Below are 17,225 nucleotides of genomic sequence, written 5' to 3'. Positions count from 1 at the left end.
CCAGCCGACCAGGGAGAGAAAGTCAGGTCCGACGTGAGCTACGTGAACCGCCGCCCGGGGCGAGCCTCGTGAGCGGCGCCGAGGCGCCGCCGGCGATGGCGCCTGCCCCCGCCTCCGCCGCGGCGCCCGCGCCCGCCGAAGGCACGGACCGGCCCGCGGCGGGCGGGCGGGACTGGGGCCCGCCGCCGCGGCGGCGCCCGGCGCGGCCGAGCCGGCTGCCCAAGCTGGGGGAGGACGTGGCGCCGGCGACGCGGTGGGCGCTGCGGGCGCTGTCGGTCGCCGTGCCGCTGGTGGTGTGGGTGGCGCTGTCCGCCTCCGGCGCCGTCGACGACACGTTCCTGCCGTCGCCCGCGGCGGTGGCCAGGGCGCTGGCCGACATGGCCCGCTCCGGCGAGCTGTTCTCCGACATGGCCTCGAGCGTGCGCAGGGTCGGCCTCGGGTTCCTCATCGCGGTGGCGATCTCGGTGCCGCTGGGGTTCGCGATGGGGTCGATGAGCTGGGCGCAGGCGCTGCTGGAGCCGGTCATCGGCCTGCTGCGCTACATGCCGGCGAGCGCCTTCATCCCGCTGCTCATCATCTGGCTGGGGCTGGGGGAGTCGTCGAAGATCGCGCTGCTGGTGATCGGCGTCGTCTTCTTCAACACCCTGATGACGGCGGACGTCGTCCGCCGGATCCCGCGCGACCTGCTGGAGGTGTCGGCGACGCTCGGGGCGCGCCAGCACGAGATCGCCCGCAAGGTCATCCTGCCGTACGCGCTGCCCGGAATGATCGACGCGATGCGGGTGAACGCCGCCGCGGCCTGGAACTTCGTGGTCGTCGCCGAGCTCGTCGCGGCCACCTCCGGCCTCGGCTACCGGATCACCCGCGCCCAGCGGTTCCTGCAGACGGACAAGATCTTCGCGGTGCTCGTCGTCATCGGCGTGATCGGCCTGGCGATCGACATCCTGCTGCGCGTCCTGCGTGACCAGGTCGGAAGGTGGGCGCCGTGAGCGACACATCCCAGTCCGCGGGCGGCGGCCTCGCGGGGCCCACCGGCCAGCCGGGACCCCTCGACCAGCTCGTCCTCACCAGGGCGACCGAACCTGTCGAGACGCGCAAGTCCGCCGGGCCGCCCGAACCCGCGGCCGGCCCCGCCGCGGCGGGCGGCGCGCTGCGGCTGCGCGGCGTTGGCATGGACTTCCACGCGGGCAGGCGCGGCCGCCCCGGCCGCCCCGGCCGCCCCGGCCGCCCCGGCCGCCCCGGCCGCGGGAGGGGCGGCGCGCCCGCGGAGGCGGCCGTCCCGACGCTCGCCGACATCGACCTGGTCGTCGAGCCCGGCGAGTTCGTCTGCATCGTCGGCGCCAGCGGCTCGGGCAAGTCGACGCTGCTGCGCCTGGTCGCCGGCCTGCTGCGCCCGACGGCCGGCGAGGTCACCCTCGACGGCGGGCCGGTCGTGGGCCCCGGCCCGGAGCGCGGCCTCGTGTGCCAGACCGGCGCGCTGTTCCCCTGGCGCACGGCGGCGGCCAACGTCGCGTTCGGCCTGGAGCTGCTGGCGCTGTCCCGCGCGGACCGGAGCCGCCGCGTCGCCTGGCTGCTGCGTGAGGTCGGCCTGGAGCCCTACGCGGACCGGCTGCCCGGGCAGCTGTCCGGCGGCCAGCGCCAGCGGGTCGCCATCGCTCGGGCGCTCGCCTGCGAGCCGCGGGTCGTGCTGCTCGACGAGCCGTTCGGCGCGCTCGACGTGCAGACCAAGGAGGACATGCAGCTGTTCCTGCGCCGCGTCTGGGCCGACACCGGCACGACGGTCCTCATGGTCACCCATGACGTCGAGGAGGCCGTCTTCCTCGGCCAGCGGGTCGTCGTCCTGGCCAGTGACCCGGGCAGGGTCGTCGCGGACATCCCCGTCCGGCTCCCGGGCGACCGTGACCTCGCGACCCGCCGCGACTCCGCCTTCCTCGCTCTGCGCTCCGAGGTCGAGGACCTCGTCCGGCTCCACCACCGCGCCCACGCCCGCCGCCTCGCCGAAGCCGCCGGCTGACCCGCCGGCGGTCCCGGGCCGCGGGAGGTCCCAAGCCGCGGTCGTTTCGGCGTGCGTGAGTGACGCGGCTTCGCGGGAGCACGTCATCGGCCACGGCTCCTCTCGCGTTGGCCTGGTTCCGTGAGGCGGCGCTTCTTAATAGTTGACTTCGACTAGTCAGTCCTGGATAGTCGGAGTCGAACAGTCGAGGGCGCGCTGACCGGCAGGGCAGGATGGAGGTGACGGACGTGGCGGGAGGAGAACCAGGTGGCGCGGCGCAAGGTCGGCAATCTGCTGGGGCTGGCCGTCCTGGCCTACCTGACGCAGGCCCCGATGCACCCCTACGAGCTCTCCCGCACGCTGCGGGACAACGGCGACGCGCGCAGCATCAAGTTCAACCACGGCTCGCTGTACATGGTCGTCCAGCAGCTCGCGAAGGCCGGCTTCATCGCCGAGGTGGAGACGACGCGCGCGGGCCAGCGCCCTGAGCGCACGGTCTACGGCCTCACCGACGCTGGCCGCGCCGAGCTGCGCGACTGGCTGCGCGAGCTCGTGGCGGAGCCCGAGCACGAGTACCCCAGCTTCGTCTCGGCCCTGTCGCTGATCGGCGCGCTGCACCCGGACGACGCGGTGAGCCTGCTTCGCGCGCGGCTGGACCGTCTCGCCGAACGGCGGGCCGAGATCCAGAAGATGGTCGACGACGCGCTCGCCGCCGGCGTGCTGGAGCTGTTCGTGATCGAGGAGGAGTACCGCCTCGCGCAGACGGCCACCGAGGCGGACTTCGTCGAACGCCTCATCGCTCGCATCACCGGCCCGGAAACCAGCTGGGCCCCTGCCTGGGCCCGGTTCCACGACGACCTGGCCGCGGGCAGGACGCCCGCGCCGCCCGTGCCGGCCTCGGACGCGCCCAGCCGCGGGTAGCGCCGCCTTCGCGCCGCCGGCGCGGCTCGCTCGCGGACCGCGCCGCCCGCTCAGCCCTGGATGTCTGATCGCGGCGAGTGACCGGCTGGTCCGCCGGTCTTCCTGACCAACCTGTGAAGCCCCCGCTGGGCGGGGGCTGGCCCGTCCACGCCTCCAGGCGTTCCGGGCATCCGTCCCGCTGTCGCCCCGGTGGCGACGCGGCGAGAACAACACCTCCCCAGAAACGTCCGCGCCCTGAAAGGCGGAATTCGTCATGTCCAGAATCCGGAGTGCCATCATCATCGGCGGCGGGATCGCGGGGCCGGTCGCGGCCGTCGCCCTCGGAAAGGCCGGCATCGAGGCGACGGTGTACGAGGCGTACGAGACCAGGGCGGACGGTGTCGGCGGGACGTTGAGCATCGCTCCGAACGGGGTCGACGCGCTCGCCGCCGCCGGCCTCGGCGGGATCGTCGAACCCGTAAGCACGCCGATCACCGCGATGGTGATGCGCAACGGCAAGGGGCGCCGGCTCGCCTCGCTTGGCTCGCCGGCGGGCCTGCCAGACCAGCTGCTGGTCTGGCGCCCGGAGCTGTACCGGGCGCTGCACGACGCGGCGGGCCAGCACGGCGCGCGAGTCGAGTACGGCAAGCGACTGGTGGCCATCGAGCAGCACGACGCGAGCGCGGACACGGAGACGGGCACCGGCGGCGGCGTGACGGCGGTGTTCGCGGACGGGAGCCGGGCCAGCGCGGACATCCTCATCGGCGCGGACGGGATCCGTTCGGCGGTCCGCTCGCTGATCGACCCGGCGGCGCCGGCGCCGCGCTACGTCGGCCTGCTCGGTTTTGGCGCCGAGGTGCCGGCCGGGCCGGTGGACCCGAGCCGGCTCGACCCGACCGGCAGCGAGATGCACTTCGTCTTCGGCCGGCGCGCCTTCTTCGGCTATGTCCTGGCGGCGGACGGCTCCGGCGGCTGGTTCGCGAACCTGCCGCGGGCGACGTCGATGACGGCGTCCGAGGCGCGTGCCGTGGGTGCCGACGAGTGGCTGCGGGTCCTGCGGGAGACGTTCGCCGACGACCGGCTGCGCGCCGTCGACCTCATCAGCCGGACCGATCCGGCGCAGCTCGTCACCGTCGGCGGGATGGAGGACATCCCGACGGTCCCGACCTGGCATCGCGGCCGCGTGGCCCTCGTCGGCGACGCCGCGCACGCCACGTCCCCGAGCTCCGGCCAGGGCGCGTCGCTGGCCATCGAGAGCGCCGTGCAGCTGGCCCGCTGCCTGCGGGACCTGCCCTACCCGGAGGCGTTCGCCACCTACGAGGCAATGCGCCGCGACCGGGTGGAACGGATCATCAAGATGGCTCAGCGCACCAACAGCGACAAGGCGGCCGGCCCGGTCGGCAGGGTGCTGCGCGACCTGATGATGCCCATCGCCATGAGGCTCATGAACCCCGAGTCGTTCGCCTGGCCGATGCGTCACCACATCGACTGGTCCGCCCCGGTCACCTCGGCGGGCGCCGCGGGCACGACGCCGCTGGTGTCCGTGGCCTCCTCATCGGCCTGACCACCTGACCAGCCGCATCTCGGGGGTCTGGCGGCGGCGCCGGCTCCCCGCGGGCGCTCGGCCCGCCGCCGCGGTGGGGGAGTCGCGGGCGGCGAGCCGAGCGCGCTCTCCGGGAGGGAGGACCCCGGACGACCCAGGGGCAGTGGGTCGAGGATGTGCCCGCACCAGTCCCCAACGGACGTCCGCCGCCGCCGGTTCCGCGCCGCCGGCGTCGCCTGGATGACATCGGAGCGGCCGCCGGCTCCGCGCTCCGGGCGACCGCCGGCCCGCTCGCGGACCAGGCCAGGGTCGTGGGAGAGGCCAGGGCTGTGGGAGAGGCCGCCGCGACGCGCTCGGGGCCGGTGTCGCTCAGGAGGCGCGCGATCGGCTCGGCGGCGCGATCAGCAGGCAGACCACTGACAGGTTCAGCAGAACCCAGGCCGCGGCGAGCACGACCAGTGTCGGATGGACGCCGGCCGTGAACAGCCCGGGAAGGGCGCCGAGTGCCGACAGTGCCCGGCTGGCCGCGGCGACCCGTACGGTCGCCGGCGACCGCGATGCCCGAGCGATGACCACACAGGCGAGCGTCACCACGCCCATCAGCGCGCCGAAGACCAGCACGCTCGTCGGGGGCTTGGTCCCGTCGGCCGACGAGCCCGGCAGGCCGAGAACCAGCAGGTCACCGACGCCGAGTACGGCGGCGAGGACCAGCCCGGCCCTGGTCCTCCGAGTGAGCGCGGCGCCCGCGCGCCGTGCTCCGTCGAAGTGGGGACGTGAGCCGGCCCGTGCCTGGCCTCCTCGAGACGGTTCGCCGGGTGTCATCGTCGGCCCGTCAGCCGCGCCCAGGCCGGGTGGACGCCTGGCGTGGCTCCACCATCAGCTCGACCGCGAGCAGGTTCAGCAGGACCCACAGCGCGGCGACCACGACCAGGCCCGGGGGGACGACATCGCGGAAGAACGCCGGGATCGCGCTGAGCAGGGAGAACAGCCTGCTCGCCGCGACGACCCGCAGCGCGGTCCGCGACCTGGTGGTCAGCAGCGCGACGGCGCTCACCATGGTGATGGCACCCAGCAGCGTGCCGAACGCGATGGTCGCCGCCACCGGGCCGCTTCTGGCGAAGCTCGGGATGGGCAGCGCGGGGCCGGCGAGCTCGGCGGCCCCGAGCACGACCGCGAAGCCCAGACCGGCCCTGTTGCGCCGTGACAGCGTCGCGCCCATGGGCTGGGGCGAGGTCTCGGCGGGCAACACCGGTCCATGGTCGATCGGCCGGGCACGAGTGTCAGCCCGGTCCGCTCCCAGCGGTCCCGGAATCCGCCCGGCCGGTCTGGGAGCAGGCTCCCAGACGGGTGGGAAGGTTCCCAGGGACAACGGGAGCGCGCGGGCGCCATCATCAGGCATGACCTCTTCCGCCGCGCCGCTGCGGGTGCTGCTCGCCGACGACCATGCCGTGGTCCGCCGCGGGATCGCCGCCCTGTTGTCGTCCGTGGGCGGCATCGAGGTGGCCGGCGAGGCGGCGACGGGCGCGGAGGCGATCCGAGCGGCCCAGCTCACCCGGCCGGACGTGGTGGTCATGGACGTGCGGATGCCGGACATGGACGGGGTCGAGGCGACCCGTGGGCTCGCGGCCGCGCTCCCGGAGTGCGCGGTACTGATGCTGACGATGTTCGACGACGACGAGACCGTGTTCGCCGCGATGCGCGCCGGCGCCCGCGGCTACCTGCTCAAGGGCGCGGCCCAGGACGACATCCTGCACGCGATCCGTTCGGTCGCCGCCGGGCACGTCGTGCTCGGCCCGGGAATCGCGCGCCGGCTGCTCGACCAGGCGGCCGAGCCGCGCGGCCCGGCGCCGGACCCGTTCCCCGAGCTCACCGCGCGGGAGCGCCAGATCCTCGACCTGATCGCCGCCGGGCGCAGCAACGGCGTGATCGCCGCCGAGCTCGGCGTGGCCACGAAGACGGTGGTCAACCACGTCTCGGCGATCTTCGCCAAGCTGCGGCTCGCGACCCGCGCGGAGGCGATCGTGCGGGCTCGGGAAGCCGGCCTCGGTCGGTGACCCGAGCATGACCGGCCAACCGGCGCTCACCGAGCCCGCCGGTGCCGATCCGGCTCGTTCCGGCGCGGCGGGCCTGGCGCCCGCTGACATCGCGTCCGCTGACATCGCGCCCGCTGAGACGCCGCCCGCCGACGTCCCGTCCGCAGGCGGGAATCCCACCGCGCCGTGGCCCCCCGCCGGCGCGGTGGGTTCCGAACCGGCCGGAACCGTTCCCGGCGGCGCCCAGGGCCCGACAGGAGCGTGGGTCTGGCCGAGCGCGCGGCGGGCGTTGCCGAAGGGCCCCGTCGCGGCGGCGGCCGTGCTCGTCGTGCTCGCCGTCTTCGGCCTGTGGGCCCCCGGGGGCGTCGGATGGCGCGGGGTGGGCGCGCTGATCTTCGGAACGACGTGCGCGGCGACGGCCTGGGTGGTCCTGGCGTTCGGCCCGGATCCCCGCAACCGCTGTGGGCTGGCGATGGCCGCGCTCGCGGGCCTCATCCTGGCCAGCGCCGCGGCGCAGACGCTGGCGGGCTGGGGCCTGCCCGGCGCGGACGAAGTATCCGAGGTGGTGTACCTCGTCGCCGTCGGCGTCGTCGCCCCGGTCGCGGCGGTGCTGCACCCGGACGGCCGCCTGCCGGGGTGGGTCCCGCGGGGGTGCGCCGCGCTCGGGATCGCCGCCGCCGCCCTGGCCGCGGCCCTGGCGCGGGTGGACGAGCGCGCGACCATCCCACTCGGCGCCGCCGCCGTCGTACTGCTGCTGGCCGGCGGCTGGGCGCGGTTCATGACGGTGAGCAGCCAGCAGCGCAGGGCGCTGCAGTGGCTGTCATGGAGCTGCGTGGAGACGACGCTGCTCGTGCTGCACGCGATGTTCATCGGTGAGGCGTTCGCGGTCGACCTGCCGCGCGCCTTCTACGTGATCACGTCCGCGCTCGCGGCGCTCCCGCTCCCGGTCTGTGCCGCGATCGGGATCGTCGATCCGGACCTGCTGGACATCCGCTGGCTGCTCAGGAAGTCGTCGGCGTGGACGGTGACGCTGGAGTGCGCGTTCGCGACCACCGCGGGCACGTACGCCGCCCTCGAACTGATCGCCGGCCACCCGCCGGGGCGCAGCGGCGTCACCGTGCTGTGCGTCGTGCTCGCGGTGCTTTTCCGACCGGCGATGCGGGCGATCGAGGACCTCGTCGACAGCGTCCTGTTCGGCGGCCGGGCCGACCCTGTGCAGGCCCTGGCGGGCCTGGGGGAGCGGTTCGACGCGGGCGGTGACCCGGCGTCCTGGCTGCCGGCGCTGCGCGCCGGCCTGGCACTGCCCTATCTGGAGCTGTGGAGCGAGAGCGATCGGGTCGCCACGGCGGGCGTCGCGCCAGGCGCCGCGCACCTGCGTTCACCTTCACCCTTACCCGTGCCCGTGACGCGGGACGCCGAGTGGTCCGGAGGCGCCGTCGCGCCGGACGCGATGACCACGACCACCGTGCCGCTCGTCGTCGGCGACGAGCGGGTCGGCGCGCTGGTCGTCTGCCTCCCGCCGCACGTCCACGCGCTGCCGCCGGCGACGCGCAGCGTGCTGCGGCTGGTGGCGCCACCCCTCGCCCAGGCGCTGCGCGCCGCGGCCCTGGCCGAGCAGCTGCGGGTCTCGCGCGGCCAGCTGGTCGAGGCGCTGGAGGAGGAGCGCCGCCGGCTGCGCCGCGACCTGCACGACGGCCTCGGCCCGATCATGACCGGCGTCGCCTACAGCGCCGACGCCGCGCGCAACCTGGTCCCCGTCGACCCCGACCGGGCGCAGGCCGTGCTCGCGGACCTGCGGTCCGACACCGCCGCGGCGATCACCGAGATCCGCCGGATCGTCTACGGGCTGCGCCCGCCCGCGCTCGACGAGCTGGGCCTTGTCGCGGCCATCCGGCAGGGCTGCAACCGGCTGCGCGCCGCGGACGGCCGCGCGCTGGCCGTCGCGGTCGAGGCGCCGGGGGAGCTGCCGCCGCTGCCGGCGGCCGTCGAGGTGGCCGCGTACCGGATCGTCCTCGAGGCCGTGACCAACGCGGCGCGGCACTCCGGCTCGGCGGACGTCTGGCTGAGGGTCGAGGCGCGGGCGGACCGGCTGGTGCTGGCCGTGCGCGACGGCGGGCGGGGCGCCGCCGCCGACTGGCGGCCCGGTGTCGGGCTCCAGTCGATGCGGGAGCGTGCCGAGCAGGTCGGCGGCAGCGTGACCGCGGGCCCCGGCCCCGCGGGTGGCGAGGTCCACGCCGAGCTTCCACTCGCCCCGGTGTGACCGCCCTCGGCATCTGATCCTCATCGAGGCAGCCGAAACCGGGGCCGCGACCGCGCTTTCCGGCCCAGTTCCAGCTGTCTCGACACGCCGGCCCACCCGGACGATCATCAGCTACTACTCGGTCGAGCGGTGGTCACCGGATGCGGGGCGGGCCGCGCAGGGTCGCGGTGAGGATCGTGCGGGCGGCTCGGGCCTCCGGGATGGGGAACAGGGGGTAGCCGTGCGGGAGGCCGGGGGCCTCGTGGTAGTCGATCTCCAGGCCGGCGGCGGCCGCCCGGGCGGCGAGGCGGCGGCTGTCGGGAAGCAGCACGTCATGGGTGCCGCACAGGACGGTGAGCGGCGCGAGGCCGGTCAGGTCGCCGCGCAGCGGGCTGGCGAGCGGGTCGGCCGGGCCGAGGGCGCCGGCCCAGCACCGGCCGGCCTCGGCGAGCCCCGAGATGCCGAGTATCCGGTCCTTCGCGGCGAGCGCCGGCTGGTCGGGGTCGGTCATCGTCACGTCAAGCCAGGGTGAGATGAGCACGATCCGGTCCGGCTGGGGCGCGCCCCGGTCGCGGGCCACCTGCGCGGCGGCGAGCGCCAGGCCTCCGCCGGCGGAGTCGCCCATCAGAACGATCCGGGCGGTGCCCGCCGCACCCGCCTCGTCGGCCCGAGCCTCGGTCACCAGCTCGGCCAGCAGGTCGGTGACGGCGGGCACGACGTCGGCGGCGAGGCCGCGCGGCGCCACCGGGTACATCGGGATCACGAAGCGTGCCGGGACGGCCTGGGCGAGCCGCGCGAGCAGGTACCAGTGCCAGGGGAGCATCTCGTTCACGTAGCCGCCACCGTGCAGGTAGAGCACGGTGACTCCGATGACCGGTCCACCGCCCGCCGCCTGGGCCGGTGGGCCCTTCGGGGTGAGCTCGTGGACGGGCCAGCCGGCGCGGCCGGCGACGGTGTGACGGGTGCGACGGCCGAGCCAGCGCGGCGCGTCGATGACGGCCGGGGCCGCCGCCTGGGCGGCGATGCGCGCCCGGATGGCCTCGGCCGTCCAGAGGCGGTTCTCGCCCAGAACGGGCAGCGCGACCGACTCGGCGAGCCGCGCCCGCAGGCTCGGCACGCCCGGTCAGAAGGCCATGAAAAGAATGGCGTCGCGGTCGTACTCGAGGTGGGGGTGCTTCTCGGCCAGATGGGCCTGGGCCTTCTCGACGAGGTCGTCCTCGTTCTCGCCCTGGATCCGCGTGCCGCAGGGGCAGTCAAGAGTCGTCTTCACCGGTGCCTCCTTGAGTGCTTCTGGGGACGGGGCCTCCGGAGGCGCGAAGGAGGAGCATTTTCGCACCTCCTCTGGCCCTCTAGGAGCTTTGGCAGCCGCCGCAATCCTAGCCAGCGAGCGGCCGGACGCGCCCGGTCCGCGACCGGGTTCGGGCGCGTTCATCCGGTCCGCGCGGAATCGCCGGCCCCGTCACGTGACGGTCAGTGGGGCGGCTCCTCGTCGCTGGCGTCGGCGTCGGCGGCGGCGTCCTCGCCCGCATCTGTCGCGGCGGGGTCCGCCGGGTGCACGTCGCCGGTCTCGTCGGTGTCCGCGGTGTTCGGGAGACCGTCCGCGAGCTCGTCGGCCAGCAGCAGGTCGCGACGCAGGTAGCCGGTGCGGTGGGCGGCGCGGCTGATCCGCTGGGCGAGGACGGGGGCGGTGACCAGCTGGAACAGGCCGACGAGGACGAGCCCGGAGGCGTACCGCGGGTCGGTCCGCAGCGCGGCGCCGGCGAGGATCGCGAGCAGGCCGATCGTCTGCGGCTTGGTCGCCGCCTGCAGCCGGGCCGGGACGTCCGGGAAGCGCAGCAGCCCCCACGCGCCGAGCACGCAGAACGCCGCGCCGCCCAGCATCAGGACGCTGGTCGCGACGTCGGCGACAAGGCCACTCACTGGTCGGGCCCCGGCCGCCGCGGGCCTGGCCCCGGCAGGCCGCGCAGCTCGACGAGGCGGGCGGCCGTCGCCGCGCCGAGGAACCCGAGGAGGGCCACCGAGCCGAGCAGCGCCAGGTTGAAGCCCTCGTCGAGCCGCGCGACCTCGACCGTGACCGCGGTGAGGATCAGCACGACCAGCACGTCGAGGGCGACGACGCGGTCCAGCTCCGTCGGGCCGCGCACCACCCGGACCAGCGTGAGCAGGCCCGCGGCGGTGACCATCCCCAGCGTGATGGTGTAGACGACCTGCATCACGGCCTCCCGGTGGGGCGCGGGCTCCAGGCGGGATGCGGCCCCGGCGGGACCAGGTCGTGGCCGAGGGCGAGGATCACCCGGCGCGCCACGGCGTCGGCGCGGGCGCGGACGGTCTCGACGGCGTCGGGGCCCGGGGCGACGAGGGCGTGGACGTAGAAGACGCCGTTCTCACGGTCGACCTGGATGACCGCCGAGCCGGGGGCGAGGGAGACCGCGCCCGCCGCCACGGTCGCGGCGACCTCGGAACGGGTCCGCAGCGGGACCGCGACGATCGCCGACGGCATCGCCGGTCCGTACCGGACCAGCTGCGCCGCGACCGTGATGCTCGCCGGCAGCAGCCCGGCCAGCAGCCGGGCGGCCAGCCAGCAGGCCGCGACCGGCCGGATCCGCCGGTCCCCGGTCGCGGCCTCGGGCACCGGTGACGGGAACGCCGCCGGCACGGCGACGGCGACGAGCAGCCCGCTGAGCGCGACGAGCACGCTCAGCCGTCCCCACAGCAACATCCAGACAAGCCACAGCCAGGCGACCTGCCCCGGCCGCCGGACGGCCGCCGCGACCGCGGCCCCCGGCCGTCGCCACGGGCGGCGCGTGCGCGGCGCGGCTGGCGCGGCCGAGGGCCGGCGGGCGCTCATCGCCCGCCGCCCGCGCCGCTGGCGGTTCCATGGCCGCCTGGGTCCCTGTCCGGTTCGCCGCGCAGCACGGCGTGCTCGTAGACCGACGGGGCGAGCAGGTCGGTGGCGGCGCGGGTGGTCAGGCCGGACAGCGGCCCGGCGAGCACCGGGAACGCGAGGCCCACGGCGACCAGGCCGGCGGTGGCGACGATCATCGGGCGGCTGACGGTCTCGGTGCCGACGGCCAGGTGGTCGTCGGGCTCCGGGTCGGGGTGCGCCGGCCGGGGGCGTCGCCAGAAGGCGATCACCCAGACGCGCGCCATCACGTAGAGCGTCAGCAGGCTGGTGACGAGCATCGCGGCGACGGCGACGTACACCCCGGTCCGGAACGCGCCGGTTCCGGGGCCGGACGCGGTGCCCGCCCGGGAGCCTGCCTGCAGGAGCGCGAGCTTGGCGACGAAGCCGGACAGCGGCGGCACGCCGGACAGGCTCAGCGCCGGGATCGCGAACAGGGCCGCGACCACGGGCACGGCGGTGGCCAGGCCGCCGGTACGCCGTGGCATCGACGTGCCCGCGTACCGGGTGATCAGCCCGCTGGCCAGGAACAGCGTCGCCTGCACCACGATGTGGTGAACCATGTAGAGGATGACGCCGGACAGGCCGATCACGGTGAACAGCGACAGCCCGAACAGCATGAACCCGATGTGGCTGACCAGCAGGAACGACAGCGACCGGTTCAGGTTCTCCTGGGCGAGCGCCCCGAGCGCGCCGACCAGCAGCGTCGCGACGGCGGCGGCCAGCAGCAGCGGCCAGGTCCCGCGGTGCGGGAAGGCCAGGGTGTGGGTGCGCACGATCGCGTAGACACCGACCTTGGTCAGCAGCGCGGCCAGGACCGCGGTGATCGGCGCCGGCGCGGTCGGGTAGCTGTCCGGCAGCCAGAAGTGCAGCGGCACCACGGCCGCCTTGATGCCGAACACGACCAGCACCAGCAGGCCGAGCGCCCCCCGCAGCGCCGCCGGCAGTCCCGGTACCGCCGCCGCGAGCCCCACGAAGCTGACCGTTCCCGTCGACGCGTACACCAGCGCCAGCGTGGTCAGGAACAGCAGCKACGACGTCAGGCTGACGATCACGTACGTCATGCCCGCCTGGACGCGCTCCGCGGTCGTCCCCAGCGTGATCAGCACGTACGACGAGACCAGCATGACCTCGAAGGCGACGAACAGGTTGAACAGGTCGGCGGTCAGGTAGGCGAGCGCCACGCCGGCGACCAGCGTCAGGTAGCAGGCGTTGAAGATGGTGCTGTTGCCTTCCGCCCGCTCGTCGACGATGCCCTGGCCGACGGCGTAGCCGAGCACCGCGAGCGTCACCACCGCCGAGGTGAGCAGGAGCAGCGCCGCGAGCCGGTCGGCGACCAGGGTGATCCCGATCTGCGCCGGCCAGTCGCCCAGGTGCGCGACGGTCGGGCCGCCGGTGTCGGCGGCGGCGAGCAGCACGGCCGCGTCCGCCGCGACCGCCGCGACGACGGCGAGCGCCAGCACCCGCTGTGCCTGGAGGTGGGAGCGCAGCAGCAGCGTCCCGGCCGCGGCGAGCAGCGGCCCGACCACCGGCAGCACGACGAGCACCTCCGGCGCGGTCATCCCGGCACCGCGCCGGGGCCGTCCGGGCCGGGGCCGTCCGGGCCGGGGCCGTCCGGGTCATCGCTGTCCGCGTCATCGGTGTCCGCGTCGGGATGGCGATGTCGCGGCGCGTGCGGGCGCGGCAGGGACAGGTGCGGGAAGTGGTAGGCGAACTGGGCCTCCAGGCGCTCCTCCAGCGCGGTGATCCGGTGGTCCTCGACATCGTCGCGGACCTCGGTGTTGCCGAGCATCGTCCAGGCCCGGTAGGCGAGCGTCAGCAGGAACGTCGTCAGCGCGAAGGTGATGACGATCGAGGTCAGCGCCATGGCCTGCGGCAACGGGTCGGACATCCTGTCCGGCGGCACCGTGCCGGACATCGCGGGACGGCCGCTGCGCCCCCCGACCAGCAGCAGGAACAGGTTGGTCGCGTGGCCGAGCAGCACGATGCCGACGAGCACCCGCAGCAGCCCTCGCTGCAGCAGCAGGAACGTCCCGGCCGCGTAGAGGCCGGAGACGACGACCACCGACGTCAGGTTCAGCACGGTGTGGCCCGGCGGCGCCGTCACCGCGGGCGGCGCCGAGCCCGCCGCCACGGCGGCCAGCCGCGCCGGGGCGGCGACCAGGTCGGGGATCGCCGCGACAGCCCGGCTGGCCGCCGTGGCCGCGACTGTCGGGATCACCTCGGGCCGCCCTGGCCCGTCGCCGCGGCGTCGGGAGGGGCCTGCGGCGGCGGGCGGTCCGGACGGGCGCGCGCCGCGGTGCCCGACCCGACACTCAGGTCCCCGGAGGCCGGGCCGGGCGCCGGCCCGCTCTCCTTCTCGATCCCGATGCCCAGGGTGCGCAGCAGCTCCAGGACCACGCCGACGACCACCAGGTAGACGCCGACGTCGAAGAACAGGCTCGTCGCCAGCTCCACGTGCCCGAGGACGGGCAGGTGTGCCTCGGCGACGTAGCCCCGCAGCACGGCGCCGCCGAAGGGCACCGGCGCGAGCGCCGCGCAGGTGGCGACCGCGAGGCCCGTGCCGATCACCAGGGATGGTGGGACGGGGACCGCCGGGCCGACCCGGTCGCGGCCGCCGGAGACGTAGCGCAGCACGAAGGCGAGGCCGGCGACGAGCCCGCCGGCGAAGCCGCCACCGGTCCTCGAGTGCCCGGCGAACAACAGGTAGATCGAGAAGACCAGCACGACTGGGAACACCGCCCGGGCCGTCACCTCCATGAGCACCGACCGGGTCGACGTGCGGCCGCCGCCCGGCGGGTACGCCCGCCCGAACTCGCCGAACTCGCCGAACTCGCCGAACTCGCCGAACTCGCCGAACTCGCCGAACTCGCTCGGCGAGGCCTCGTTCGGCACCCCCTCGTCGGGCGTGCCGCCGTCCGGCATGCCGCCGTCCGGCGTCGGCCCGCCCGGCTCGCTGGCCTCCCGGGCATTCCGACCCGCGGGCCGGGTACCCGGGGCGCGGGCCAGCAGCAGGCCGGTGACGCCGAGCGCGGCGACCGCCAGGACGGTGATCTCGCCCAGCGTGTCGAGCGCGCGGAAGTCGACGATGATCGCGTTGACCACGTTCGCCGCCCCGGTCTGGGACGGCGACCGGGCCACGTACTCCCGGCTCGCGAGGCCCCACTCGGGGTGGACGCCGGCGACGGTCACCGCGAACGCGCCGACGAACAGGCCGACGGCCACCGAGATCAGGACCCGCGGCCAGCGCGGCACCCCGGTCCGGCCCATGGCGGAGAACCGGTCCGGCATCCGGCGCAGCACGAAGACGAACGCGATCAGCGACAGCGACTCGACGAGGAACTGGGCGAGCGCCAGGTCGGGCGCGCCCTCGACGAGGAACAGCGCGCCGCACCCGTACCCGACCCCACCGAGGAGCACGGCCGTGGTCAGCCGCCTGCGGGCGCGCAGCACCGTGGCGGCGCAGGCGAGCACGACCACGGCCAGCGCCGGCTGGATGGGGTAGTCCCAGCGCGGGAGGCCCGTCGGCCACATGAGGCCGCCCACCAGCGCCGCCCCGGGCACGACCACGGCGACCACCATGATCGTCGTCAGGTACATCGGGAGCGACCCGACCTGCGTGCGCGCCGTGACCGCGAGCGCGAGCCGTCCCACGCCCGTGACCGTCCACTCGTAGCCCCGCTGGGCGTCGAGCAGGCCCTTCACCCGCGCCCAGGCGCCCGGCGCCGCTGCCGCCCGCGGCACCGGTGGGACCGGTGGGACCGGCGGAGCGGGCGCCTTCGCCAGCTCCGGGTGCCCCTGGTCGGCCCCCGCCGGCCCGGCGCGGGCCGCCGCCAGCCGGGCCTCGGCGATGACGATGGCGACACCGGCCGCGACGGCGATGGCGGTCAGCAGCAGGGCCGCGCCGACCCCGTGCCACAGCGCCAGGTGGTAGGCGGGGACGCCGCCCGACGGCAGCGTGTCCGCGTAGCCGGCGACGAACTCGTCCACGGCGGGCGCCGCGATGCCCAGGCCGAGGCCGGCGGCGGCGAGCAGGACGACGGGGCCGGTGAACGCCGGGCTCGCCGGCCGCCAGTCGCTCGGCGCGACGTCCGGCTTGGTCGCGAACGCCCCCCACAGGAAGCGGATCGTGTAGCCCATCGTGAGCGAGGCCCCGACGACCATGACCGCGAGCAGCATGGCCTGACCGGCGCCCCGCCCGTGCCAGAGCCCCTCGAGGGCCGCCTCCTTGCCGAGGAAGCCCACCGTCGGCGGCAGCGCCGCCATCGACGCCCCCGCCAGCACCGCCGCCGTCAGCAGCACCGGCGCCCGCCGGCCGACGCCGGACAGCGTCCGCAGGTCACGCCCACCGGACCGGTGGTCGACCACCCCGACGGCCATGAACAGCGCCGCCTTGAACAGGGCGTGCGCGAGGACCAGCGTCACGCCGGCGAGCGCGGCGGTCCGCCCGCCGAGGCCGACGAGCGCGGTGAGCATCCCGAGCTGGCTGACGGTCCCGAACGCGAGCAGCAGTTTCAGGTCGGTCGCCGCCAGCGCCCGCAGGCCGCCGATCAGCATCGTCACGGCGCCGAGCACCGCCGCCGGAACCGTCCAGACGTGCGCGTACCCACCGGCGGCGGCGAACGCGGGCGTGAGTGTCGCGACAAGGAACACACCAGCCTTCACCATCGCCGCCGCGTGCAGGTAGGCGCTGACCGGCGTCGGCGCGACCATCGCGGCCGGCAGCCACGGGTGGAACGGCGCCTGCGCCGACTTCGTCGCCGCCCCGAGCAGGATCAGCGCCGCCGCCGCGGCCGCGAGGCCGCCGGCCGGCGGCGGGTGGGCGAGGATCCCCGAGATCCGGTACGTCCCGGCCGTCTCGCCGAGCAGCACGAACCCGAACAGCATCGCCAGCCCGCCGAGCGTGGTGACCAGCAGTGCCTGCACCGCCGCGCGCCGCGCCGCCGGCGCCACCCCGTCCCCGCCGATCAGGACGAACGAGAAGACGGTCGTCAGCTCCCAGAAGACGTACAGCGTGAGCAGGTCGTCGGCGATCACCAGGCCGAGCATCGACCCGGCGAAGGCGAGCAGCGCGCTCGCCGACCGGCCGAACGCGCCGGCGTCGTGCGCGTGGTACCAGCGGGCGTAGCACAGGACGAGCGCGCCGACGCCGGTCACGAGCAGCGCCATCAGCAACGGCAGCGGGCCCAGCCGGAAGGCCACCTCCAGGCGCAGCCGCGGCGCCCAGCGCAGGACCGTCTCCGGCCGCCCGCCGGACGTCACGTCGCCGAGCCGCGCGACCAGCAGCCAGCAGAAGACGGCGGCCGGCACCGCGGCGGCGAGCAGGTACACCCGGGCACCGAGCCTGCGGGCGGCGATCGGCAGTAGCACCGCGACCCCCAGGTGCGCGGCGATGGCGGCTGGCATCGGCGGCCGTTCGCCGGCTAGGGCAGCCGGCGCCAGGCCCGGCCCTCACGCCAGCCGTGCCCACAGCCGACCGCCATCAGCGCATCCGTCCCGTCATTCGCCGCCCTGGTCCTCACCGTCAGGCCGCCAGCTTCGCCCGGCAGTTCCATTCCGCTCGGCAGCCGGCGAGGTCGGGCGTTTCGTGACCGGTGGGACAAAGAACGAGCCAA

16 protein-coding genes are annotated in these 17,225 nt (G+C 75.5%); 6 read left to right on the top strand and 10 right to left on the bottom strand.

The window, feature by feature from the left end; translation table 11 throughout:
• The first annotated feature begins 68 nt into the window (after positions 1-68).
• The 4 genes from BL253_RS24555 (at position 69) to BL253_RS24540 (ending at position 4,457) form a co-directional block, all read left to right on the top strand.
• Complete coding sequence (locus tag BL253_RS24555; RefSeq protein WP_076819496.1) at positions 69-989, top strand: ABC transporter permease; 921 nt, start codon at positions 69-71, stop codon at positions 987-989.
• Positions 986-2,014, top strand: a complete 1,029-nt coding sequence (locus BL253_RS24550; protein WP_198946382.1) for an ABC transporter ATP-binding protein — start codon at positions 986-988, stop codon at positions 2,012-2,014. The genes BL253_RS24555 and BL253_RS24550 overlap by 4 nt, the downstream gene beginning before the upstream one ends.
• 246 nt (positions 2,015-2,260) lie before the next feature.
• Positions 2,261-2,914, top strand: a complete 654-nt coding sequence (locus BL253_RS24545; RefSeq protein WP_076819495.1) for a PadR family transcriptional regulator — start codon at positions 2,261-2,263, stop codon at positions 2,912-2,914.
• A gap of 253 nt (positions 2,915-3,167) precedes the next feature.
• Entirely contained in the window at positions 3,168-4,457 is a 1,290-nt protein-coding gene (locus BL253_RS24540) for an FAD-dependent oxidoreductase (protein WP_076819494.1), read from the top strand.
• Between the two features lie 348 nt (positions 4,458-4,805).
• Here BL253_RS24540 and BL253_RS24535 read toward each other — a convergent pair whose 3' ends face one another.
• Positions 4,806-5,258 carry a hypothetical protein gene (locus BL253_RS24535; RefSeq protein ID WP_076819492.1) on the bottom strand — a complete coding sequence of 151 codons (453 nt, stop codon included), beginning with the start codon at positions 5,256-5,258 and terminating at the stop codon, positions 4,806-4,808.
• Between the two features lie 10 nt (positions 5,259-5,268).
• Entirely contained in the window at positions 5,269-5,682 is a 414-nt protein-coding gene (locus BL253_RS24530; RefSeq protein WP_158230409.1) for a hypothetical protein, read from the bottom strand.
• 151 nt (positions 5,683-5,833) lie between these two features.
• Here BL253_RS24530 and BL253_RS24525 point away from each other — a divergent pair, with 151 nt between their 5' ends.
• Together BL253_RS24525 and BL253_RS24520 are read left to right on the top strand one after the other, a co-directional pair.
• Positions 5,834-6,490, top strand: a complete 657-nt coding sequence (locus tag BL253_RS24525; RefSeq protein WP_076819489.1) for a response regulator — start codon at positions 5,834-5,836, stop codon at positions 6,488-6,490.
• A gap of 7 nt (positions 6,491-6,497) precedes the next feature.
• The gene (locus tag BL253_RS24520; protein ID WP_076819487.1) at positions 6,498-8,729 is read left to right on the top strand and encodes a sensor histidine kinase; all 2,232 of its coding nucleotides are present in this window, start codon (positions 6,498-6,500) and stop codon (positions 8,727-8,729) included.
• A 133-nt stretch (positions 8,730-8,862) separates the two neighbouring features.
• Here BL253_RS24520 and BL253_RS24515 read toward each other — a convergent pair whose 3' ends face one another.
• The 8 genes from BL253_RS24515 to mbhE form a co-directional block, all read right to left on the bottom strand.
• Entirely contained in the window at positions 8,863-9,825 is a 963-nt protein-coding gene (locus BL253_RS24515) for an alpha/beta hydrolase fold domain-containing protein (protein ID WP_076819485.1), read from the bottom strand.
• 6 nt (positions 9,826-9,831) lie between these two features.
• Entirely contained in the window at positions 9,832-9,978 is a 147-nt protein-coding gene (locus BL253_RS24510; protein WP_007513791.1) for a DUF1059 domain-containing protein, read from the bottom strand.
• 200 nt (positions 9,979-10,178) lie between these two features.
• Positions 10,179-10,628 (bottom strand): monovalent cation/H(+) antiporter subunit G, encoded by a 450-nt coding sequence (gene mnhG, locus BL253_RS24505; protein WP_241835082.1) that lies wholly within the window; start codon positions 10,626-10,628, stop codon positions 10,179-10,181.
• Positions 10,625-10,921 carry an MrpF/PhaF family protein gene (locus BL253_RS24500; protein ID WP_076819484.1) on the bottom strand — a complete coding sequence of 99 codons (297 nt, stop codon included), beginning with the start codon at positions 10,919-10,921 and terminating at the stop codon, positions 10,625-10,627. Before BL253_RS24500 ends, mnhG begins: the two co-directional genes overlap by 4 nt.
• Positions 10,921-11,556, bottom strand: a complete 636-nt coding sequence (locus tag BL253_RS24495) for a Na+/H+ antiporter subunit E (RefSeq protein WP_076819482.1) — start codon at positions 11,554-11,556, stop codon at positions 10,921-10,923. Before BL253_RS24495 ends, BL253_RS24500 begins: the two co-directional genes overlap by 1 nt.
• Complete coding sequence (locus tag BL253_RS24490) at positions 11,553-13,172, bottom strand: Na+/H+ antiporter subunit D (RefSeq protein ID WP_076819481.1); 1,620 nt, start codon at positions 13,170-13,172, stop codon at positions 11,553-11,555. The genes BL253_RS24495 and BL253_RS24490 overlap by 4 nt, the downstream gene beginning before the upstream one ends.
• Positions 13,169-13,831 carry an NADH-quinone oxidoreductase subunit K gene (locus BL253_RS24485; protein ID WP_241835081.1) on the bottom strand — a complete coding sequence of 221 codons (663 nt, stop codon included), beginning with the start codon at positions 13,829-13,831 and terminating at the stop codon, positions 13,169-13,171. Before BL253_RS24485 ends, BL253_RS24490 begins: the two co-directional genes overlap by 4 nt.
• Positions 13,828-17,016 (bottom strand): hydrogen gas-evolving membrane-bound hydrogenase subunit E, encoded by a 3,189-nt coding sequence (gene mbhE, locus BL253_RS24480; protein WP_076819479.1) that lies wholly within the window; start codon positions 17,014-17,016, stop codon positions 13,828-13,830. The genes BL253_RS24485 and mbhE overlap by 4 nt, the downstream gene beginning before the upstream one ends.
• Positions 17,017-17,225: the final 209 nt, after the last annotated feature.

Origin of the sequence: Pseudofrankia asymbiotica (assembly GCF_001983105.1) — a bacterium.
Taxonomy (GTDB): domain Bacteria; phylum Actinomycetota; class Actinomycetes; order Frankiales; family Frankiaceae; genus Pseudofrankia; species Pseudofrankia asymbiotica.
The sequence above is the reverse complement of the archived record's forward strand: the minus strand, read 5'-3'. Positions and strand labels throughout refer to the sequence as shown.